Genomic DNA, 18,842 nt, shown 5'->3' with positions numbered 1-18,842 from the left:
GACCGTGATGAGCCAACCCTGGAGCCCTGACAGCTGGCGTGCCTTGCCGATCCAGCAACAACCCCGCTACCCCGACGCCGCGCATTTGGCGCAGGTCGAGCAAACCCTGGCCAGTTATCCGCCGCTGGTGTTTGCCGGTGAAGCCCGGGAATTGCGCCGTCAGTTCGCCGAAGTGACCCAGGGCCGCGCGTTTCTGTTGCAAGGCGGCGACTGCGCCGAAAGCTTCGCCGAGTTCTCCGCCGCGAAAATCCGCGACACCTTTAAAGTGCTGCTGCAAATGGCCATCGTGATGACCTTCGCCGCTGGCTGCCCGGTGGTTAAAGTCGGGCGCATGGCCGGCCAGTTCGCCAAGCCCCGCTCAGCCAACGACGAAACCATCGACGGCGTGACCCTGCCCGCCTACCGTGGCGACATCGTCAACGGCATCGGTTTCGACGAAAAAAGCCGCGTGCCGGACCCGGAACGCCTGCTGCAGTCCTATCACCAGTCCACCGCCACCCTGAACCTGCTGCGCGCCTTCGCCCAGGGCGGTTTTGCCGACCTGCACCAAGTGCACAAGTGGAACCTGGACTTCATCGCCAACTCGGCCTTGGCCGAGAAGTACAGCCACCTCGCTGATCGCATCGATGAAACCCTGGCCTTCATGCGCGCCTGCGGCATGGACAGCTCGCCGCAATTGCGCGAAACCAGTTTCTTCACCGCCCACGAAGCGCTGCTGCTGAACTACGAAGAAGCGTTCGTGCGTCGCGACAGCCTGACCAACGATTACTACGACTGCTCGGCCCACATGCTGTGGATCGGCGACCGCACCCGTCAGCTTGACGGCGCCCACGTCGAGTTCCTGCGCGGGGTGAACAACCCGATCGGCGTCAAAGTCGGCCCGAGCATGAATCCTGAGGATTTGATTCGCCTGATCGACGTGCTCAACCCGGACAACGATCCGGGTCGTTTGAACCTGATTGCGCGGATGGGTGCGAACAAGGTCGGCGATCACCTGCCGCAGCTGATTCGCGCCGTGGAGCGTGAAGGCAAGAAAGTGCTGTGGAGCTCCGACCCGATGCACGGCAACACGATCAAGGCCAGCAGTGGCTACAAAACCCGCGACTTTGCGCAGATCCTCGGCGAAGTGAAGCAGTTCTTCCAGGTCCACGAAGCGGAAGGCACTTATGCCGGCGGTATCCACATCGAAATGACCGGGCAGAACGTGACCGAGTGCATTGGCGGGGCGCGGCCGATTACCGAGGATGGGTTGTCGGACCGGTATCACACCCATTGCGATCCGCGGATGAACGCGGATCAGTCGCTGGAATTGGCGTTTTTGATTGCCGAGACGTTGAAACAAGTCCGCCGCTGAGTCAGTGATCGTTCCCACGCTCTGCGTGGGAATGCAGCCCGTGACGCTCCGCGTCACTGGACGCGGAGCGTCCCTAGAAGCATTCCCACGCAGAGCATGGGAACGATCAGGTTAAGGCCTAATTACTCAATCTGCGCCAATGCCACCCGCAACCGCCCAGCACTCACCCGCTGACAATTCAACTGCACCCGCTCCAGCCCCAACCAATCCGCCATCTGCCGCAAATTCACCGCCAACGCCAGCATCCCCGCGTCATCCAGCCCCGGCTCTTCTTCGTGCACCGCATGCACCGCCAACCGGCCCAGCGCCCGTTCCGCCCGCAGATCCACCCGCGCGGCAATCCGCTCATTGTGCAAAAACGGCAGCACGTAATAGCCGTAGACCCGCTTGTCCTGCGGCGTATAAATCTCCAGCCGATAACGGAAATCGAACAACCGCTCGGTGCGGCTGCGCTCCCAGACCAGCGAATCAAAGGGCGACAGCAAGGCGCTGGCCTCGACCTTGCGCGGGACCTTGGGCTGGGGCAGGCAATACGCCGGTTGGCGCCAACCCTGAACTTCGCAGCTCAACAACTCACCGGCCTCGACCAGTTCCGCCAAACGCGGCCGGGCGTCACCGGGGTTGAGCCGAAAGTAGTCCCGCAGGTCTTTTTCCGTCGCCACACCCAGGGCATTCGCGGCATGCAGCAACAGACCGCGCTGGGCTTCGGCTTCCGTGAGCAACGGCTGCTGGAGAACGGCCGAAGGAATCACCCGTTCCGGCAAATCGTAAAGCCGCTCAAACCCGCGTCGGCCGGCGACGGTCACTTCACCGGCAGCAAACAGCCATTCCAGCGCATGCTTTTCGGCGCTCCAATCCCACCAGGGACCGGCGCGCTCCTGACGGGTCGACAAGCTACCGGCGCCCAATGCGCCGAGTTCTTCGACCGAGCCCAGTACCCGGCGAATCGTGTCCTGTTGTTCACGACCAAACTTCGCCAGTTGCTGGTAGATGTCTTCGCCGCGGGTAGCGCGCTGCATGCGCCAGCGCATCAGCGGGTACATGGACAGCGGCAATAACGAAGCCTCGTGGCCCCAATATTCAAACAACGTACGACGCCGCCCCTGACTCCAGGCAGCCTGGTCAAGCAGGTCGGATGAGTAATTGCCAAGACGGGAAAACAAGGGAAGGTAGTGCGAACGCACCAACGCATTGACCGAATCGATCTGCAAAATGCCCAGCCGTTCAATCAGGCGATTGAGCTGGACCGGTTTGATCGCCGCTGGCGGCTGGCGCCCGTTGAACCCTTGGGCAGCCAGTGCCAGACGTCGAGCCTGTTTGATGGAAAAGGACAGCGTTGCGGGCATGAGCATCTCCTTGTCTGCTCGCAACCTACCTCACCAGAGAGGGGTTTGTGTAGCAATGGCCTCATCATTTATGCATCGGATCGTCCCAGAACGGCCGGACCGATTCGTGCTCGACATCCGCACGGCTGACGCCGATGTCCTTCAGCGCTTCATCGCTCAAGCTCGCCAGCAGCTCACGTTCGCGGTGAAGTTCGTACCAGCGACTAAACTTGTGCAGCAAATCGGAAACCGCGTGGATCGAGAATTTTTCTGCCGTTACCTGCTCGTGTTGACCTTTCATCATGTCGCCCTCCTTTAGGGATGGCTGTAGTCTCGCGCTGGAGCTAAGATCAATCCAACGAATGTTTCTGATGCCATACATCTCGGAGATTGATGAATGTCTGCGTTCCCCAGTATCGATACCGATGTACTGCGCACGTTTGTCGCCATCGCCGACCTGGGCGGTTTCACCCGCGCCGGGGAACTGGTCAACCGCACGCAATCGGCGGTGAGCATGCAGATGAAGCGCCTGGAAGAAGACGTGTTGCAGCGCCAGCTGTTCGAGCGCGACGGGCGTCAGGTCAAGTTGACCGCCGAGGGCCAGGTGCTGCTCGGCTATGCGCGGCGCATCCTCAAACTGCACAGCGAAGTCTTCAATACCCTGCGCGAACCGCACATGGTCGGCACGGTGCGCATCGGCACGCCGGATGATTATGTGATGCGGTTTCTGCCGGGGATTCTGTCGCGGTTCGCCAAATTCTATCCGCTGATCCAGATCGAAGTGCATTGCGAGTCGACCAGGCAGTTGTTGCAGCGTCAGGACCTGGATTTGTCGATCGTCACCCGCGAACCGGGGACCGAGATCGGCCAGTTGCTGCGCAAGGAGCGTTTTGTCTGGGCCGAAGCGCAATGTTTCAGCGCCCACGAGCAGACGCCGTTGCCCCTGGCGATGTTCAACAGTGATTGTTTCTGCCGGTTATGGGCGTGCAATGCCCTCGACGCCATGGGCCGGGATTACCGCATTGCCTACAACAGCTCGAGCCTCTCGGCGTTGATGGCCGTGGTCAGTGCCGGCCTCGCGGTGACCGCGCAACTGGAAAGCCTGATCACCCCGGACATGCGCATCCTCGGCGCCGCCGAAGACCTGCCCATGTTGCCCGAGGCCAGCATCATGCTGGTGCGCAACCTGCACAACCCGTCGCCGATCACCGAATGCCTGGCCGAGCACATCGTCGAAGGCTTCAAACTTTAAGAGCGAGCATCACCGCACAGAACACCAGGAAACCGCAGAACAGCCCGCGCAGCAGCCGCTCCGGCATGGCGTGGGCGATTTTCACGCCCCAACTGATGCTCATCAATCCGCCAATTGCCAAGGGTAAACCGATCATCCAGTTCACCTGATGATGCACCGCGTACGTCACCAACGTGACGCCGGTGCTTGGCAACGCCAGGGCCAGCGATAAACCTTGAGCAACCACCTGAGAAGTGCCGAACAGGCTGGTCAGGACCGGCGTCGCCACCACCGCCCCGCCCACACCAAACAACCCGCCCATGGTCCCGGACGCCGCGCCGAGCACGCCCAGCCATGGCCATGAGTAATGCATTTGCGAAGTCGCCGGTGCGTTGGCGGTAAACATTCGCACCAGGTTGTAGGTCGAGAGCGCCACCAGAAACGCGACAAATCCCACGCGCATGGTTTGCGCATCGATGCCCACGGCCCAGATCGAACCGATCCAGGCAAAACAAAACCCCATCGATGCCAGCGGCAATGCGTGACGCATTTCGATGCGATTGCGCTGGTGATAGCGCCACAGCGCCAGCATCACGTTCGGTACCACCATCACCAGTGCGGTGCCTTGGGCGATCTGTTGATCGAGACCGCACAACACCCCGAGCAGCGGAATGGCAATCAGGCCACCACCGATGCCGAACAAACCACCCAGAGTGCCCAAGGCAGCGCCAAAGATCAGGTACAGCAGAAACTCAAGCACAGGCCTATTCCCTCTTGTCAGGCGTTTCATCCTACGCAGTCGGTCCTGGCAGGGAAACGCATAGCAACGCACAATGGCTGTGCCGATTTCGCACAAGCGCTGGTAAACCATGAATCCCAATCAATTGACCGACCAACTCGGGCTGTTCCTCGATGTGCTCGAAACCGGGAGTTTTTCCGCCGCCTCCCGGCGCCATCCTCTGACGCCCTCGGCCGTGGCTCGGCGCATCGATAGCCTGGAAAGCGCCGTGGGCAGCCAGTTGTTCCTGCGCAGCACCCATGCCGTCCGGGCGACACCGGCCGGTCTGGCGTTTGCCGAGCGCGCGCGGCGAATCGTTGCCGAACTGCGCCTGGCCCGGGCGGAAGCGGTTTCTCTCAGTAGCGCCCCCGAAGGCTTGATTCGAGTGGACGCGCCCGCCGCGTTTGGTCGCCGGCATCTGGCGCCGGTCATTGCCGATTTTCTGATGCTGTACCCCGGCCTCGATGTACAACTGCACCTGATCGACAGCTTCGTCGACATGCAGGGCTTGAACCTGGGCAAGGTCGATCTAGTGCTACGCGCCGGGCAGATGGCCGACACCCGGCTGGTGGCCACGCCGCTGGCGAACATGGTGCGCATCGCCTGCGCCAGCCCCGCCTATCTGAAGCGCCGGGGCGTGCCGACCAATCCATCCCAACTGAGCGAACACGACGGCCTCGACTGGGACGGCCTCGCCCCGCCCTTTGCCTGGCGTTTCGAGCAAGAGGGGCGCATGCAGTTGCACCGGCCCGCGCGCATTCGCATGAGCGCCAACAATGCCGAGGCGCTGGTCTGCGGTGCACTGGCCGGGCTGGGTATCGCGCATTTGCCGACCTGGCTGGCCAGCGAATACCTGTTGCGTGGCGAACTGCTGCCATTGTTCTGTGAAAACGGCCTGCCGAACCCGGAAACCGCCGGGATCTACGCCTTGCGTCTGGAGCAGCAGGCCAGCTCCCGCAGTCGCCTGTTACTCGAATACCTGAAGACGCGCTTCAGCCCGATTGCGCCTTGGGATCTGGCCCTGCAAGGCAACCTGACCGGCTACTGAGCCATAATTATCTGGCGCATTAAAGATTCGCCCGCTAGATTCATGACGATTACAGATCAAGGCTTTGACATGACCACCGACAGCAACACCCCGGACACTTGCGACCACCTGCTGCTGGACAATCAGGTCTGCTTCGCCCTGCATTCCACTTCGCTGCTGATGACCAAGGTCTACAAACCCTTGCTGCAAGCGCTCGGCCTGACCTATCCGCAGTACCTGGCGATGATGGTGTTGTGGGAACGGGATGGTTTAACCGTAGGCGAAATCAGCACAAGGCTGCTGACCGATCCTGGCTCGTTGACCCCTTTGCTCAAGCGACTTGAAGTTGAAGGACTGCTCAGTCGTACTCGCAGCCGTGAAGATGAACGGGTGGTGATCGTCGAACTGACCGAACAGGGTCGCGCGTTGCGGGACAAGGCTCGGGATATTCCGCAGTGCATATTGGGGGCTAGCGGGCAGACGATCGAGCAATTGAAGAAGCTGCAAAATGATCTTCAAGCGCTGCGTAGCCACTTGCAGGACAGTCTTTAGGGACATTTGCTAGACCGCGTTTTCGTTCTTCGCGGGCAAGTCGAATCGTCGCACCGCTCGCTCCTACATTTGGAATGCGTTCCCCCTTGTAGGAGCGAGGCTTGCCCGCGAAGGCGCCCTCAAAAGCCGCAAATAATTTCCCGCCTGCACAACCCGCACAAACCCCTCTATTCCAAGCCTCTGCGGCGATTCGCATCTAAGACATCTCTCACAAGCCAAACTTTTTCAAAAATTTATCTTGCGCGCTAAATATTCGCGCGATACATTTATCTCGCACTTACTTAGCGCGCAAACATTTAGCGCAAAACACCCAAATCCGAATGAGGCTCACACCATGCAAACTCTCTACACCGCAATCGCAACTTCCACCGGTGGCCGTGACGGTCGTGCGGTTTCCAGCGACAACGTCCTGGACGTCAAACTTGCCACCCCGAAAGAACTCGGTGGTGCCGGCGGCGCGGCGACCAACCCTGAGCAACTGTTTGCAGCCGGCTACTCCGCTTGCTTTATCGGCGCACTGAAGTTCGTCGCCAGCCAGACCAAACGCACCATCCCTAACGACGCCTCGATCACTGCCCATGTCGGCATCGGCCAGATTCCTGGCGGTTTCGGCCTGGATATCGACCTGCACATCAGCCTGCCAGGTCTGGAACAAGCCGATGCGCAATCCCTGGTTGAAGCTGCCCACCAGGTCTGCCCGTACTCCAACGCCACCCGTGGCAATGTCGAAGTGCGTTTGCATGTGACCGTTTAACGTCCGGGCTGCGATCAGTTGATCTTCAAATCCAAGGCGAAAAAAAGCCCGACTCAATGGTCGGGCTTTTTCATTCCTGGGGCTGTGCTTATTTAGCACGGCCTTTGTAGGAACCGCCTTCGCGGGTGTCGATTTCGATGCGGTCACCGATTTCGATGAAGTCAGCCACTTGCAACTCAGTACCGTTGCTCAGCTTGGCAGGCTTCATGACTTTGCCGGAAGTGTCACCGCGAGCGGAACCTTCGGTGTAGTCAACGACGCGCACGATAGTGGTCGGCAGTTCTACGGAAACCAGACGCTCTTCGAAGAAGATGGCTTCGCAAACATCGGTCATGCCTTCTTCAACGAAAGGCAGAACAGCTTCGATGTCTTCAGCGTTCAGCTCGTACATGGTGTAGTCGGTGGTGTCCATGAACGTGTAGGTGTCGCCGCTGATGAAGGACAGGGTCGCTTCTTTGCGGTCGAGGATTACGTCGTCCAGTTTGTCGTCAGCGCTGTAAACGATCTCGGTCTTGTAACCGGTCAGCAGGTTCTTCAGCTTGGTCTTCATGATCGCGCTGTTACGACCGGACTTGGTGAATTCAGCTTTCTGAACCAGCCAAGGATCGTTTTCGAGACGGATCACGGTACCGGGTTTCAGTTCTTTACCAGTTTTCATTGCGAATATCCGAATTTGGATGGGATTTACAAAAATCTAGGCCGCGTATCATATCCAATTTACATAAAACTGTACCAGCGCCGCGGCAAGATCAGCTTGCAAGGCTTGTTCCAGACACCACGCTTCGGCGTGTTTTTGCAGCTCTGGCCAGTGTTTGCGGGTCGCGAGCCACTGGTCGGCCATGTCGTCGCCAGCATCCCAGGCTCGCCAAAGACCGCTGATCGCCTCTGTGGCGGGCGCCGACAGGCCTTTTGTATAGAGCGTGAGGAAGGCTTCGAGCTTGTCGAGGTGAATGTCTTCGTCCTGCTGGTAGATGTGCCACAGCAGCGGTCGCCCCGCCCATTGCGCCCGGACAAACGAGTCTTCGCCGCGTACGGCGTTGAAGTCGCAGCACCAGAGCAGGTGATCGTATTGATCCTGCCGGACGAACGGCAGCACCTGAAGGGTCAGGGCATCGCGCACATACAACGCACCCGCGGCGAGATCACTGACCCCGAGCCAGCGTTCAACGTCGCCGAGAATCCGCCCTTCCGGCACCAATAGATGCGTGGGCACCGAATCGCTCGCCAATGTATCGAGCCAACTGGCCAGCCCGGCATTTTCGTAGGCAAACAGCGAGATCAACTGCGCACCTTGCGCATGATCGACCCCTATCCCTTGCAGGAATTCGCGCTGGGCCGCGGGGCTTTGCTGAAACTGGCGACGCCGCTCCAGTAATCCGCTTTCCCGCAGCAAGCCACCGGTGCCTTTCTGGAACCCCGGGAAGAAGAAATATTTCTGCACATTCTTGTACTTCACCGACGGCAAACCGTGGCACCCGATGACCCAGTCTTCAGCGCTCAGGTAGTCGAGGTTCATCCACAGCGGCGGTTTTTCGCGCTCGGCCATGGCGTCCATGTAGGCGCTGGGCAGTTGGCAGGCGAACGCGGCGATCACCACGTCGGCAGCATCGGCAGGCTGCCACTCAGTCGGCCATTGGCACACCTCGACACCTTGCTGCCATTGCCGGGGTGCATGGATGTCGATCTCAGGGCACAGGCGTTCAAATGCCCGCAGATCATCGACCCACAAACGCACATCTAGCGCATGATCGGCCACCAATTGCCGGGCCAGCCGCCAGGTCACGCCGATGTCGCCAAAATTGTCGACGACGATGCAAAAAATATCCCAGCGGGCTTTCAGTTCAGGCATTCCAGGAATCCGTTGGCAAAGGCGGCGATTGTCCGCATAAATTACCCCGTGCAGAAGAGCCAACGACGATTAATCTTCGTGCGACAATCGCCATCCGCCCGCGACCACCCGCCAGGAGGCAGCCATGCCCTACCGTCCCAACCCACGCCGCCCGTTGCCGATCCGCCTCAACGTCCTGCAACTGACCGGCAGCATTGCCCTGGGTCTGTGGCTCGGGTTCCTGGCCATTGCGCTGACGTGCTGGCTCGCTTCGCGTTTTATCTTCCCGGAGCAATTGGCGCCAGTGGCCCAGGCCGTGCAGCAACTGGCGCAACCGCCGGTAGTCCAACAGCCGGTGCCGGATATTCCGCCGCAGAGTCCGTTGTTCGAGCAATACAAAGAAAACCTGCGCAAGAACGAGCAACAGCAATTCCTCGATCAGGCCCGGACCAATAACCGTAATCTGTCGAACCCCAAATGCCAGTTCTGGTTGCAACAGGACCAGACCGCGCCGAACGAAAAAAGCCGCGCTAACGTCCAGCAATTCTGCGATTGATCATGAATAAGCACATTGTCCACCAACTGATTCTCGACAAGCTGCGCATCGACCTCGACATCGCCGAACGCGCTGCGCAAACCGCCTACGAAACCGCGACCCACGAAGAGAACATCGCCGAGAACAAATACGACACGCTCGGACTGGAGGCGTCTTACCTGGCGGCCGGGCAGGCGAAGCGGGTCGAGGAAATCCGTCATTCACTGACGCTGTGCCAGAACCTGGCGTTGCGCCCGTATGACGATCAGCGTGGCATCGAAGTCGGCGCCCTGCTCGGTCTCGAAGACGAGAAGGGTCGGGAACAATGGCTGTTCCTGGCCCCCGACGCGGCGGGCCTGAAGGTCGATCTGGTGGGGCAGATGATTACCGTCATCACCCCTCGCTCGCCGCTGGGCAAAAGCCTGCTGGGCAAGTTCGAAGGGGACGAGGTGGAGATTCTGGTGGCGGGCGCTCGGCAACAGTTTGCTGTTACCGAGGTTGTCTAACGAAGCTTAGTGGACCGGCAGTTCGACGCCGTCGAACAGCTCTTCCAGCTCCTGCTTGTTGTGGCACTGAATGGCCTTGGCCATGACTTCGCGGGTCAGGTGCGGGGCAAACTTCTCGATGAAGTCGCACATGAAGCCACGCAGGAAAGTGCCGCGACGGAAGCCGATCTTGGTGATGCTGGACTCGAACAGATCGCTGGCATCGAGCATCACCAGATCGCTGTCGAGCTTGGCGTCGACCGCCATTTTCGCGACGATGCCCACGCCCAGGCCCAGGCGCACGTAAGTCTTGATCACGTCGGCGTCGGCGGCGGTGAACACCACTTTCGGTGTCAGGCCACGATGACTGAAGGCTTCGTCGAGTTTCGAACGGCCGGTGAAACCGAACACGTAGGTCACGATCGGGTATTCGGCCAGGGCTTCGAGGGTCAGCTTCGGCAGCTTGGTCAGCGGGTGGCCCTGAGGCACGACCACGCAGCGATTCCAGCGGTAGCACGGCATCATCACCAAGTCACCGAACAGCTCCAGGGCTTCGGTGGCGATGGCGAAATCCACGGTGCCGTCAGCGGCCATTTCGGCGATCTGCATCGGCGACCCCTGGTGCATGTGCAACGCCACGTCCGGGTACTGCTTGATGAAGTTGCTGATCACCGGGGGCAACGCATAACGTGCCTGGGTGTGAGTGGTGGCGATCGACAGAGTGCCTTTCTTCTCGTTGGAGAATTCCTGGGCAATCTGCTTGATGCTTTCAACCTTGCGCAGGATTTCGCCGGCGGTGGTGATGATGCGCTCGCCGGCCGGGGTGACGCGGGTCAGGTGCTTGCCACTGCGGGCGAAGACCTCGACGCCCAATTCGTCCTCCAGCAAACGAATCTGTTTACTGATGCCCGGCTGCGAGGTGTAGAGACTTTGGGCGGTAGCGGAAACGTTGAGGTCGTGGTGCGCCACTTCCCAGATGTAGCGCAATTGTTGAAGCTTCATATGAATCCCTCAAAGCAGGTAGACGCCACGGGCATCAGCGACGGTATATAACTATATTAATGGTTTGAAGAATAAATCTAGAACTTTTTTATCAGAACGCCATTATTCGTGTTCTTGTGCCCTGCTTCTTGAATACGTTCCTCTTTTGACGAGGGGCTGTTGCTGCCAGGCAAGGCGCCGCGACGAGTCATCGCCCGCTATGGCGAGGAGCGGCAACGCGCACTACCGATCGCCCTGACGCCGACGCTCCACCAGCGGCACCAGATAGACCGGGACCCTGGCCAACTGCAACACCCGCGCCGCCGTGCGCCCCAAAGGCGTTTCCGCACCGGCGCGATGGCTATGACTACCTACGATCAGCAAATCCACCGAGAGTTTCTGCACCTGGTCGAGAATCACCTGCGACGGATCGCCCTGCAGCACCCGCACCGCTTTGATCCGTTCCAGATCCTGCTCCCCCTCATCCCCCAGCTCTTCACGAAAGCTTTCGAGTACCCGTTGCTCGATATTGGCGATCACCGTGTTCAGGCCCTGGCTGTGAAACTCGTTCAACGCCTGCTCATCGAGATAGCTTTGCAGCACCGACTCGGCGAACAGCCCCATCGGTTCCACGGCGTGCACCACATACAAGTCGGCATCGAAGGTTCGCGCCAGCGCCAAGGCGTGCTGCATCACCAAAGGTGCGTACAGGCCGAGGTCGGTGGCATACAGCATGGAACGAATCATATGACCTCCTTGCGTGCCGACATGGCGGAGATTGATTCAGCTTAGCAGTGCCTTGCCGAGTACGACGGGCCGCGTAACACCTTGACGCAGGAGCTTAAACTTTCTGCTCATTGCTTATGCCATGAGGCACGTGACCGGTGGCGACCACTTCGCGCGCCAGTTCGCAATGGCCGGCCTGATCGTCGAAAAACACGTCGGCGGCAAAGGCTTCCAGAAACGCCGCTTTGGTCAGTCCCCCCAGAAACAGCGATTCGTCCAGGCGGATGTCCCACTCGCGCAACGTGCGGATCACCCGTTCGTGGGCCGGTGCCGAGCGCGCGGTCACCAGGGCGGTGCGGATCGGACAAGCATCGTCGGGGAACTCGCGCTGCAACAGATTGAGCGCCGCCAGGAAGCCTTTGAACGGCCCACCGCGCAATGGCTCGCGGGCGGCTTCGCGCTCGCTGGCCTGGAACGCTTCCAGCCCACCGGCCTGATAGACCCGCTCCGACTCATCGGAAAACAGCACCGCGTCACCGTCGAAGGCGATGCGCAATTCGTCACTGGCGGCGCGGCTCGCGCCCCCCGAGAGAATGGTTGCCGCGGCAAAACCGGCGTCCAGTGCGCTGCGCACATCCTCGGCATGGGTCGAGAGAAACAGGTCGCAGCCGAAGGCCTTGAGGTATGGATAAGGACTGCGTCCGCCGACAAACGCCGCCCGGGAAATCGCCAGGCCGTAATGGTGAATCGAGTTGAAGACCCGCAGGCCGGTGTCGGCACTGTTGCGCGACACCAGCACGACTTCGACCCGCGCGCGGCCAAGACTGGCGTTGAGCTTCAGCAGTTTTTCCACCAGCGGGAAGGCATCGCCGGGCTCGAGGATTTCGTCTTCGTGTTCGATCTGGTACTGCCGATAGGCTTCGACGCCGCTCGACAAATACACCTTGTGGCTCTCGCTCAAGTCGAACAACGCTCGCGACGAAATCGCCAGCACCAGCTTGTCATCTATGTCTTTTGCCATGCCCTTCCCCTCTGGTGGATCGACTTAAACGTTACGTCGATCAATAAAACCGAGCGCCCGATACAGGGCCTCGATGCGCGGCAATTCACAGCCCGCCGCTTTCGCCGCCGCCAGGGGCCGGGCGTAAATCGCCTCCAGCTCCAGCGGGCGTTTGTGCAGCAAATCGTGGTGCATGCTCGGCCAATAGTCGGGCATTTTCTCGGTCATCATGAACAGGTAGTCGGCATAACCGGGCGGTATGGCATGACCACAAGCCTGGGCGCCCTGCACCACCTCGGCCATCAACGCCTGGATCAGCGCGCGGCTATCGGCATCGGCCATCAATGGCGTGGTACTCGCCCCCAGCAACACCGACAGACCGTTGTAAGGAATATTCCAGACCAGTTTCTGCCAGCGCGCCTGATGCAGGTTGGGCATGGCTTGCGAGTCGATGCCGGCGGCACGGAATAGGCCGGCGCCCTCCTCGACCAGCGCCATGCGCGCTGCTTCATCGCTGGCCGGGCCGCTGTGGTAGCCCACATTGACCGCGCCTAGCGCTTGATGGGTGATCACGCCCGGGCTTTCGCGGTGGACGCAAATCAGGCACAGGCCACCGAGCAGGTGCAACGAATCGGGCAGCACCTCACGCAGGCTGTCTTCGACATCCAGGCCGTTTTGCAACAACAGGACTTTGGCGCCGGGGGCAGCAGCCTGGGTAATGATCGGGGCCAGGCCCGAGCTGGTGCTCTTGGCCGCCACCAGCAACCAGTCGCAGGGTGGCATGTCTTCGGCCGCTGAATAGGCCTGGACCGGATTCAGGCTCAGCGCGCCATGCACCGCACTGTTGACTTGCAAGCCGTGTTCGGCGACTGCGGAAAACTCACTGCGCAACAGAAAGTGCACATCGAAACCGGCCCGCGCCAGCATCAGCCCGTAGAAACCACCGATCGCCCCGGTCCCGATAATGCCGATTGTCGGCTTGGCAACTGCGCCCATCATGGCAACTCCTCCGCAATTCGATTCAGCGCCTGCCCCACCGCTGCATTGAGTTCGGTGCTGGTCAGGCGTGACTGTACCGCCCCAAAAAACTCACCGTCGCGCACCACAAACAGCGCCGGTAAATGAAAGACCTCATAACGTTCGACCAACCCGCCATTGTCCCCGGCGTCGATCCAGCACAGCTGATCCACCCTCAGATCGAGCCTGGGCAATTGCTCTCGGGCAAAACGACAACTGGCGCAGCCGACGCTGGTGAAAATCACCAGGGAAGTGCCGCTCATCGCCAGCAGCCGCTGGTCGGCGTCGAAATCGGTCAGTTCCGATTCGACCACTATACTGGGGGAAACAATGTCAAATGGGCGACACAGGGAGTCCGTGTTCATGGGACGTTTTCTTCCTCATCCTGACGATGTACCCGTGGAGCTGACGCTACTCAAACATGAGTGCATTTCACGGCAACGGCTGCACACTATCAGCCTCGGGGGCATGGCTTGCAATTACCACCGCGCCTGGCGTCACGGTACGGCGCTGGAAGTGCGCATGCCGACCTTGAACCCCGACTTGCGTTATCTAGGCTATGTGGCCTGGTGCCTGCGACGAAAGCGCGGCTATCTGGTGGGCATCGCGTTTGTGGACGAGCAGATGCTATTCAGTGCGCGGATGGGTGAGCAAGTGTGCCAGATTGAACACTATCGCCGGCTGCATGAGGCACATGATGACTTGCAGGATATTCAGGCCCTGGCCCTCGAATGGGTCCAGGAGCATGCCGACGAGTTCTCCCACGACACGGTCCGCAAGGCTTTTGCTCAGCCTGTGCTGGATTAAAGCGGTGTCTGCCCATTGTCGAATCACGGTGTAACGCGCTAAGGTTCCGCTCCCCGACGCGCTTAATTTGCTGTGCTCCGCCGCGCGGGTTCGCTGGCGGATGGCACCCGTGACCTGACGAGTAAACGATGGCTGATTTACCGATCAACGACCTAAACGTCGCTTCCAACGAAACCCTGATCACTCCCGATCAGCTCAAGCGTGATATCCCTTTGAGCGACGCTGCCCTGCGCACCGTGACCAAGGGCCGCGAAGTCATTCGCAACATTCTTGATGGCACCGACCACCGCCTGTTCGTGGTGATCGGGCCGTGCTCGATCCACGACATCAAGGCTGCCCACGAATACGCCGAGCGCCTGAAGACCCTGGCCGCCGAAGTGTCCGATACCCTGTATCTGGTGATGCGCGTGTATTTCGAGAAGCCGCGGACCACCGTTGGCTGGAAAGGTCTGATCAACGATCCGTACCTGGATGACTCGTTCAAGATCCAGGATGGTTTGCACATCGGTCGCAAGTTGCTGCTGGACCTGGCCGAGATGGGCCTGCCGACCGCCACCGAAGCCCTCGACCCGATCTCCCCGCAGTACTTGCAGGACCTGATCAGCTGGTCGGCCATCGGCGCACGCACCACCGAATCCCAGACGCACCGTGAAATGGCTTCCGGCCTGTCCTCGGCCGTCGGCTTCAAGAACGGCACCGACGGCGGCCTGACTGTGGCGATCAACGCCTTGCAGTCGGTGTCCAGCCCGCACCGTTTCCTCGGCATCAACCAGGAAGGTGGCGTGTCGATCGTCACCACCAAGGGCAATGCCTACGGTCACGTGGTATTGCGTGGTGGCAACGGCAAGCCGAACTACGATTCGGTCAGCGTCGCGCTCTGCGAGCAAGCGCTGAACAAGGCCAAGATCAAGCCGAACATCATGGTCGATTGCAGCCACGCCAACTCCAACAAGGACCCGGCCCTGCAACCCCTGGTGATGGAGAACGTCGCCAACCAGATCCTCGAAGGCAACCAGTCGATCATCGGCCTGATGGTCGAGAGTCACCTGAACTGGGGCTGCCAGGCGATCCCGAAAGACCTCGCCGACCTGCAATACGGCGTGTCGATCACCGATGCCTGCATCGACTGGTCCGCCACCGAAAACACCTTGCGCAGCATGCATGCCAAGCTCAAGGACGTGCTGCCGAAACGCGATCGCAGCTGATCTACGTTTTTCGGGCACAAAAAAAACGCCGGGCTTAACCCGGCGTTTTTTTATGCGTTGCGTTTACTGGCTCAGCTTCGCGGCGTGCCGCTGATGACGCTCCATGTAGCGCTCCACGTAGGAGCACGACGGGATCACCGTGTAGCCCATTTCTTCGGCGTACTGCAGCGCCTGCTCGGTCAATGCTGCCGCAATGCCGCGTCCACGCAATGCGTTGGGCACGAACGTGCGATAGATATCCAGGGTCTGTTTCCCCAGATCCATATAGGTCAGGTAGGCACGATGACCGTCCACATTGGTCTCGAACTGATGACCAGCCTGGTCATGGTGGATGGACAACGCCTCGCTCATCACTACTCCTCGCGGGTCTTGGATTCTGACCCCTACCTTACCGATGTTTTTCCGGCGAAGGAACATCTACGCCACCCTGTGCCTGAATGGACACCGAGAAGAGCGACACCGATCTCGCGCAACCTGGCACGTATCAAATAGTAGGCACCATTGGCGAAAATGCTCAAGGTGCGCTCGTCATCATGCTTAGGCGGCGACGGGTGTTGCTCATGGGTGACGCAGGGACGGCCCGACCGAAGATCTTCCCGGGTCGAAAGCCTGAACATTGCCGGATGTTGAGACTTAAGACGAGCGCCCTTGGTTAAAGTCACCTCTACATGCAGAAAGATATGAGAGCCGCTGCTCAAAATCCGAACAAAAGTGTAGACGAAACCATCTAGACAGACTTTAACAAATACCGGAAATACAGCCTTCGCAATAGGGAACTTTTCCCATGGGGCTCGCTCAGCTCGGGCCTCGCAGCTGGGTATTTTTTAAACAGCGCAGTTAAAAGTTGCTCGAAAAAGAATCAACGCCTACAATTTTTTTTGCTTCTTGCTTTACGTCAGTTTACTTACGACAAGTAATGGGTAGTATGTACGCCGGCTATTTCCTCACTCTGAGGAGACAGCCACTTAATAGAAAGTCCTTGAAGGGGAACACGATGAACAACGTTCTGAAATTCTCTGCTCTGGCTCTGGCCGCAGTTCTGGCTACCGGTTGCAGCAGCGTATCGAAAGAAACCGAAGCACGTCTGACCGCTACTGAAGACGCAGCTGCTCGCTCCCAGGCTCGTGCAGACGAAGCTTACCGTAAAGCTGATGAAGCTCTGGCTGCTGCTCAAAAAGCACAACAGACTGCTGACGAAGCTAACGAGCGTGCTCTGCGCATGCTGGACAAAGCTAGCCGCAAGTAATAGTCCTTCGGGATTATTATCAAGCCGATCCATTTATGGGTCGGCTTTTTTTATGTCCGGCGTTTAGTCCCGGCCATAAAAAACCCGCCGACGGCCAACGTCGGCGGGTTCTTTTGGAGTGCTTACTGCTGCATATCGACCGGCACGCTCGACACCATCGGTGCGGAGGTGTTCGGTACGGCGATCTCTACTGGCAGGCCATCTTCGGCCGCCACCACGTCACGCACCACATCCCAGTTCATGCGCAGGTTGTTGGTGATGTCTTCACGCTTGAGCATCGCGTTGATCACCGCGGTGTGCTTGTCGACCACCGACGGGTTGCCGTTGTCGTCGAGCGGCGTGTGCGCTTCGAGGTAGACCTTGCCGCCACTCATGCCGAATTTGTACGGGTCGTTGATGATGCGCACCGACGTACCGACCGGCACCATGCCCGCCATTTCCAGCACGTTGTTGTTGAACATGCGGAAGCAGCCATGGCTGGTGCGCATGCCGATACCGAATTTTTTGTTCGAACCGTGGATCAGGTAGCCCGGGGTGCCCAGGCTGAACTTGAACGGCCCCAGCGGGTTGTCCGGGCCGGCCGGCACCACATTCGGCAACGGATCACCGTCAGCAGCATGCTCGGCCTTGATCGACGCTGGAGGGGTCCAGGTCGGGTTCGGCGTTTTCGCCGTGATGGTGGTGTGGGCGATTGGCGATCCCCAACCCTCACGACCGATCCCCAGCGGGAAGGTGTACACCACGTTCCGGCCTTTGGGGTAGTAGTAGAGGCGGTATTCAGCCAGGTTGATGACGATCCCTTCGCGCGGACCCGGTGGCAGGATGAAGCGGGTCGGCAACACGATTTCAGTCCCGGCGCCCGGCAGCCAGGCGTCGACGCCCGGGTTGGCCGCAACCATTTCCGTATAGCCCAGATCGTAGGTTGTACCAAGGTCGGCGAAGGTGTCTTCGTACTTGGCCTTGATCACTTGCACCTGACCGATGATGTCTTCACCAGGTGGCGGTAGAGGCAGCTCTAATGCTGAAACCGGACCGGCTGCACAGAGGGCAGCAAGGGTCAGGCAGCGGGTGACGGCAGGAAAGCGCGGCAACATCCGGAAAATCCTTCGCAGGGTCGACAAGGGTATAAGAACGCGATTGTACACCGACACCCGCAAATTCGGGGAGGTCGAGAACGTGGCAGGCGATACATGATGTTTTTTTCATGTACAGGGGGGGGTGGTTGGAAAGCTTTTGTGGCGAGGGGGCTCGCCCCCGTTCGGCTGCGAAGCAGTCGTAAATTCATCACACGCGGTGTGTCAGTTGAAGCCCGGCGGCAGGATTTGGCACTGCTTCGCAGCGCAACGGGGGCAAGCCCCCTCGCCACAAGGGCTGTCGCACTGGCCTAAAGCTCGAAACGCAACTCAGGCCAGATCGGCGAGGTGCCGCGTTTTTGCGATTCCAGGATCGCCCGGCACAACGAGCACAAGCGCTGGTCCTGGAACACCCGGCGATCCACACTCGACCAACGCGGCTGCGCCGGCAGCAGGCTGCCGCACAAGGTCCGGTCCGCAGAGCCGCCGAGCTCCAGCTGACGGGTCACCAGATGCACCCGCACTTCCTGGCAGGCGAACAGATCCAGCTGCTCGTCAGGCTCGATCAGTTGGTAAGCAAAAAGGGACCAGGCGGGACGCGGCATCGGGGGCTCCAAATCGGGGGCGCCACCTTAGCCGAAACACCGCCACTAGAAAAGCGTCAAAGCAGCGGTTTCAGCGTCGGCCAGACATTTTCCAGCAACTTGTCCTGAGCCGCCGCTGCCGGGTGCAGGCCGTCGGCTTGCATCAGGTCTGGATGACCGCCGATCCCGTCGAGGAAAAACGGTACCAGCGGGATTTTTTTCTCGGTGACGACGTTACCGAATGCCCCGAATTTAGGCTGCCCAAGGTACGTCTGTCGGATTTAAGGGATGGAAAGAGCTCCGTCACTAATTCCACATTGACATCATGGCTATC

At 59.7% G+C, this 18,842-nt stretch carries 23 protein-coding genes and 1 pseudogene; 10 read left to right on the top strand and 14 right to left on the bottom strand.

All coding sequences use genetic code 11. The annotated features are described in order from the left end of the window. Positions 1-7 precede the first annotated feature (7 nt). Positions 8-1,354: a class II 3-deoxy-7-phosphoheptulonate synthase gene (locus ACZ89E_RS01400; protein ID WP_092279550.1), complete on the top strand. Its 1,347-nt coding sequence runs from the start codon at positions 8-10 to the stop codon at positions 1,352-1,354. A 122-nt stretch (positions 1,355-1,476) separates the two neighbouring features. Here the strand turns inward: ACZ89E_RS01400 and ACZ89E_RS01395 are convergent, their stop codons facing one another. Both ACZ89E_RS01395 and ACZ89E_RS01390 read right to left on the bottom strand, forming a co-directional pair. Beyond that, the gene (locus ACZ89E_RS01395; RefSeq protein WP_476254680.1) at positions 1,477-2,700 is read right to left on the bottom strand and encodes a winged helix-turn-helix domain-containing protein; all 1,224 of its coding nucleotides are present in this window, start codon (positions 2,698-2,700) and stop codon (positions 1,477-1,479) included. A gap of 64 nt (positions 2,701-2,764) precedes the next feature. After that, positions 2,765-2,980, bottom strand: a complete 216-nt coding sequence (locus ACZ89E_RS01390) for a DUF1127 domain-containing protein (RefSeq protein ID WP_149660160.1) — start codon at positions 2,978-2,980, stop codon at positions 2,765-2,767. 96 nt (positions 2,981-3,076) lie between these two features. Between ACZ89E_RS01390 and ACZ89E_RS01385 the strand changes: the two genes are divergently transcribed. Then, positions 3,077-3,931 (top strand): LysR substrate-binding domain-containing protein, encoded by an 855-nt coding sequence (locus ACZ89E_RS01385; RefSeq protein WP_149660130.1) that lies wholly within the window; start codon positions 3,077-3,079, stop codon positions 3,929-3,931. On the opposite strand, the gene ACZ89E_RS01380 is transcribed toward ACZ89E_RS01385, so the two are convergent. Further along, positions 3,921-4,670, bottom strand: a complete 750-nt coding sequence (locus tag ACZ89E_RS01380) for a sulfite exporter TauE/SafE family protein (protein WP_463258085.1) — start codon at positions 4,668-4,670, stop codon at positions 3,921-3,923. The two genes, ACZ89E_RS01385 and ACZ89E_RS01380, sit on opposite strands and share 11 nt — an antisense overlap. A 109-nt stretch (positions 4,671-4,779) precedes the next feature. On the opposite strand from ACZ89E_RS01380, the gene ACZ89E_RS01375 reads away from it, so the two are divergent. From ACZ89E_RS01375 to ACZ89E_RS01365, 3 genes are all read left to right on the top strand, one after another. Further along, positions 4,780-5,736: a LysR family transcriptional regulator gene (locus ACZ89E_RS01375; protein ID WP_149660128.1), complete on the top strand. Its 957-nt coding sequence runs from the start codon at positions 4,780-4,782 to the stop codon at positions 5,734-5,736. 69 nt (positions 5,737-5,805) lie between these two features. Next, entirely contained in the window at positions 5,806-6,267 is a 462-nt protein-coding gene (locus tag ACZ89E_RS01370) for a MarR family winged helix-turn-helix transcriptional regulator (RefSeq protein WP_149660159.1), read from the top strand. 334 nt (positions 6,268-6,601) lie between these two features. Further along, positions 6,602-7,021 (top strand): organic hydroperoxide resistance protein, encoded by a 420-nt coding sequence (locus tag ACZ89E_RS01365; protein ID WP_149660127.1) that lies wholly within the window; start codon positions 6,602-6,604, stop codon positions 7,019-7,021. Positions 7,022-7,109: 88 nt separating this feature from the next. Here ACZ89E_RS01365 and ACZ89E_RS01360 read toward each other — a convergent pair whose 3' ends face one another. Together ACZ89E_RS01360 and earP are read right to left on the bottom strand one after the other, a co-directional pair. Next, positions 7,110-7,679, bottom strand: a complete 570-nt coding sequence (locus ACZ89E_RS01360) for an elongation factor P (protein WP_032626910.1) — start codon at positions 7,677-7,679, stop codon at positions 7,110-7,112. Positions 7,680-7,727: 48 nt separating this feature from the next. Beyond that, the gene (gene earP, locus ACZ89E_RS01355) at positions 7,728-8,870 is read right to left on the bottom strand and encodes an elongation factor P maturation arginine rhamnosyltransferase EarP (RefSeq protein ID WP_476254679.1); all 1,143 of its coding nucleotides are present in this window, start codon (positions 8,868-8,870) and stop codon (positions 7,728-7,730) included. Between the two features lie 124 nt (positions 8,871-8,994). Here earP and ACZ89E_RS01350 point away from each other — a divergent pair, with 124 nt between their 5' ends. Further along, positions 8,995-9,405 carry a hypothetical protein gene (locus ACZ89E_RS01350; protein WP_149660125.1) on the top strand — a complete coding sequence of 137 codons (411 nt, stop codon included), beginning with the start codon at positions 8,995-8,997 and terminating at the stop codon, positions 9,403-9,405. 2 nt (positions 9,406-9,407) lie between these two features. Further along, the gene (locus tag ACZ89E_RS01345; protein WP_149660124.1) at positions 9,408-9,890 is read left to right on the top strand and encodes a GreA/GreB family elongation factor; all 483 of its coding nucleotides are present in this window, start codon (positions 9,408-9,410) and stop codon (positions 9,888-9,890) included. Between the two features lie 6 nt (positions 9,891-9,896). Here the strand turns inward: ACZ89E_RS01345 and cysB are convergent, their stop codons facing one another. From cysB to ACZ89E_RS01320, 5 genes are all read right to left on the bottom strand, one after another. Beyond that, a complete protein-coding gene (cysB, locus tag ACZ89E_RS01340; protein WP_054052018.1) occupies positions 9,897-10,871 on the bottom strand; it encodes an HTH-type transcriptional regulator CysB in 975 nt (324 codons plus the stop codon). A gap of 222 nt (positions 10,872-11,093) precedes the next feature. Next, positions 11,094-11,597: a universal stress protein gene (locus ACZ89E_RS01335; RefSeq protein WP_149660123.1), complete on the bottom strand. Its 504-nt coding sequence runs from the start codon at positions 11,595-11,597 to the stop codon at positions 11,094-11,096. A 94-nt stretch (positions 11,598-11,691) separates the two neighbouring features. Then, positions 11,692-12,597: a 5'-nucleotidase gene (locus ACZ89E_RS01330; protein WP_463258088.1), complete on the bottom strand. Its 906-nt coding sequence runs from the start codon at positions 12,595-12,597 to the stop codon at positions 11,692-11,694. 24 nt (positions 12,598-12,621) lie between these two features. Then, complete coding sequence (locus tag ACZ89E_RS01325) at positions 12,622-13,575, bottom strand: putative 2-dehydropantoate 2-reductase (RefSeq protein WP_476254678.1); 954 nt, start codon at positions 13,573-13,575, stop codon at positions 12,622-12,624. Further along, complete coding sequence (locus tag ACZ89E_RS01320; protein WP_476254677.1) at positions 13,572-13,958, bottom strand: thioredoxin family protein; 387 nt, start codon at positions 13,956-13,958, stop codon at positions 13,572-13,574. Before ACZ89E_RS01320 ends, ACZ89E_RS01325 begins: the two co-directional genes overlap by 4 nt. On the opposite strand from ACZ89E_RS01320, the gene ACZ89E_RS01315 reads away from it, so the two are divergent. Beyond that, positions 13,957-14,400, top strand: a complete 444-nt coding sequence (locus ACZ89E_RS01315) for a PilZ domain-containing protein (protein WP_123406704.1) — start codon at positions 13,957-13,959, stop codon at positions 14,398-14,400. The two genes, ACZ89E_RS01320 and ACZ89E_RS01315, sit on opposite strands and share 2 nt — an antisense overlap. Positions 14,401-14,528: 128 nt before the next feature. Beyond that, positions 14,529-15,605 carry a 3-deoxy-7-phosphoheptulonate synthase gene (locus ACZ89E_RS01310; RefSeq protein WP_149660118.1) on the top strand — a complete coding sequence of 359 codons (1,077 nt, stop codon included), beginning with the start codon at positions 14,529-14,531 and terminating at the stop codon, positions 15,603-15,605. 63 nt (positions 15,606-15,668) lie between these two features. Here the strand turns inward: ACZ89E_RS01310 and ACZ89E_RS01305 are convergent, their stop codons facing one another. After that, the gene (locus ACZ89E_RS01305; RefSeq protein WP_020800382.1) at positions 15,669-15,956 is read right to left on the bottom strand and encodes a GNAT family N-acetyltransferase; all 288 of its coding nucleotides are present in this window, start codon (positions 15,954-15,956) and stop codon (positions 15,669-15,671) included. 643 nt (positions 15,957-16,599) lie between these two features. On the opposite strand from ACZ89E_RS01305, the gene oprI reads away from it, so the two are divergent. Further along, positions 16,600-16,851, top strand: a complete 252-nt coding sequence (gene oprI, locus ACZ89E_RS01300) for an outer membrane lipoprotei OprI (protein ID WP_002553018.1) — start codon at positions 16,600-16,602, stop codon at positions 16,849-16,851. 122 nt (positions 16,852-16,973) lie between these two features. Here oprI and ACZ89E_RS01295 read toward each other — a convergent pair whose 3' ends face one another. From ACZ89E_RS01295 to ACZ89E_RS01285, 3 genes and pseudogenes are all read right to left on the bottom strand, one after another. After that, entirely contained in the window at positions 16,974-17,945 is a 972-nt protein-coding gene (locus ACZ89E_RS01295; protein WP_476254676.1) for a L,D-transpeptidase family protein, read from the bottom strand. A gap of 290 nt (positions 17,946-18,235) precedes the next feature. After that, entirely contained in the window at positions 18,236-18,529 is a 294-nt protein-coding gene (locus tag ACZ89E_RS01290) for a hypothetical protein (RefSeq protein ID WP_003226812.1), read from the bottom strand. 56 nt (positions 18,530-18,585) lie between these two features. Then, positions 18,586-18,732 (bottom strand): annotated as a pseudogene (locus ACZ89E_RS01285) (arylesterase); the annotation flags it as partial. Between the last annotated feature and the right edge of the window lie 110 nt (positions 18,733-18,842).

Source organism: Pseudomonas sp. TE3899 (assembly GCF_056279105.1).
This window is presented reverse-complemented; position numbering and strand designations above follow the sequence as displayed.

What these genes read in the sequence shown, in the direction of transcription:
- ACZ89E_RS01400 (WP_092279550.1), top strand. Translation starts at nt 8, where the DNA reads ATGAGCCAACCCTGGAGCCCTGACAGCTGGCGTGCCTTGCCGATCCAG.
- ACZ89E_RS01395 (WP_476254680.1), bottom strand. Translation starts at nt 2,700, where the DNA reads ATGCCCGCAACGCTGTCCTTTTCCATCAAACAGGCTCGACGTCTGGCA.
- ACZ89E_RS01390 (WP_149660160.1), bottom strand. Translation starts at nt 2,980, where the DNA reads ATGAAAGGTCAACACGAGCAGGTAACGGCAGAAAAATTCTCGATCCAC.
- ACZ89E_RS01385 (WP_149660130.1), top strand. Translation starts at nt 3,077, where the DNA reads ATGTCTGCGTTCCCCAGTATCGATACCGATGTACTGCGCACGTTTGTC.
- ACZ89E_RS01375 (WP_149660128.1), top strand. Translation starts at nt 4,780, where the DNA reads ATGAATCCCAATCAATTGACCGACCAACTCGGGCTGTTCCTCGATGTG.
- ACZ89E_RS01370 (WP_149660159.1), top strand. Translation starts at nt 5,806, where the DNA reads ATGACCACCGACAGCAACACCCCGGACACTTGCGACCACCTGCTGCTG.
- ACZ89E_RS01365 (WP_149660127.1), top strand. Translation starts at nt 6,602, where the DNA reads ATGCAAACTCTCTACACCGCAATCGCAACTTCCACCGGTGGCCGTGAC.
- ACZ89E_RS01360 (WP_032626910.1), bottom strand. Translation starts at nt 7,679, where the DNA reads ATGAAAACTGGTAAAGAACTGAAACCCGGTACCGTGATCCGTCTCGAA.
- earP (WP_476254679.1), bottom strand. Translation starts at nt 8,870, where the DNA reads ATGCCTGAACTGAAAGCCCGCTGGGATATTTTTTGCATCGTCGTCGAC.
- ACZ89E_RS01350 (WP_149660125.1), top strand. Translation starts at nt 8,995, where the DNA reads ATGCCCTACCGTCCCAACCCACGCCGCCCGTTGCCGATCCGCCTCAAC.
- ACZ89E_RS01345 (WP_149660124.1), top strand. Translation starts at nt 9,408, where the DNA reads ATGAATAAGCACATTGTCCACCAACTGATTCTCGACAAGCTGCGCATC.
- cysB (WP_054052018.1), bottom strand. Translation starts at nt 10,871, where the DNA reads ATGAAGCTTCAACAATTGCGCTACATCTGGGAAGTGGCGCACCACGAC.
- ACZ89E_RS01335 (WP_149660123.1), bottom strand. Translation starts at nt 11,597, where the DNA reads ATGATTCGTTCCATGCTGTATGCCACCGACCTCGGCCTGTACGCACCT.
- ACZ89E_RS01330 (WP_463258088.1), bottom strand. Translation starts at nt 12,597, where the DNA reads ATGGCAAAAGACATAGATGACAAGCTGGTGCTGGCGATTTCGTCGCGA.
- ACZ89E_RS01325 (WP_476254678.1), bottom strand. Translation starts at nt 13,575, where the DNA reads ATGATGGGCGCAGTTGCCAAGCCGACAATCGGCATTATCGGGACCGGG.
- ACZ89E_RS01315 (WP_123406704.1), top strand. Translation starts at nt 13,957, where the DNA reads ATGGGACGTTTTCTTCCTCATCCTGACGATGTACCCGTGGAGCTGACG.
- ACZ89E_RS01320 (WP_476254677.1), bottom strand. Translation starts at nt 13,958, where the DNA reads ATGAACACGGACTCCCTGTGTCGCCCATTTGACATTGTTTCCCCCAGT.
- ACZ89E_RS01310 (WP_149660118.1), top strand. Translation starts at nt 14,529, where the DNA reads ATGGCTGATTTACCGATCAACGACCTAAACGTCGCTTCCAACGAAACC.
- ACZ89E_RS01305 (WP_020800382.1), bottom strand. Translation starts at nt 15,956, where the DNA reads ATGAGCGAGGCGTTGTCCATCCACCATGACCAGGCTGGTCATCAGTTC.
- oprI (WP_002553018.1), top strand. Translation starts at nt 16,600, where the DNA reads ATGAACAACGTTCTGAAATTCTCTGCTCTGGCTCTGGCCGCAGTTCTG.
- ACZ89E_RS01295 (WP_476254676.1), bottom strand. Translation starts at nt 17,945, where the DNA reads ATGTTGCCGCGCTTTCCTGCCGTCACCCGCTGCCTGACCCTTGCTGCC.
- ACZ89E_RS01290 (WP_003226812.1), bottom strand. Translation starts at nt 18,529, where the DNA reads ATGCCGCGTCCCGCCTGGTCCCTTTTTGCTTACCAACTGATCGAGCCT.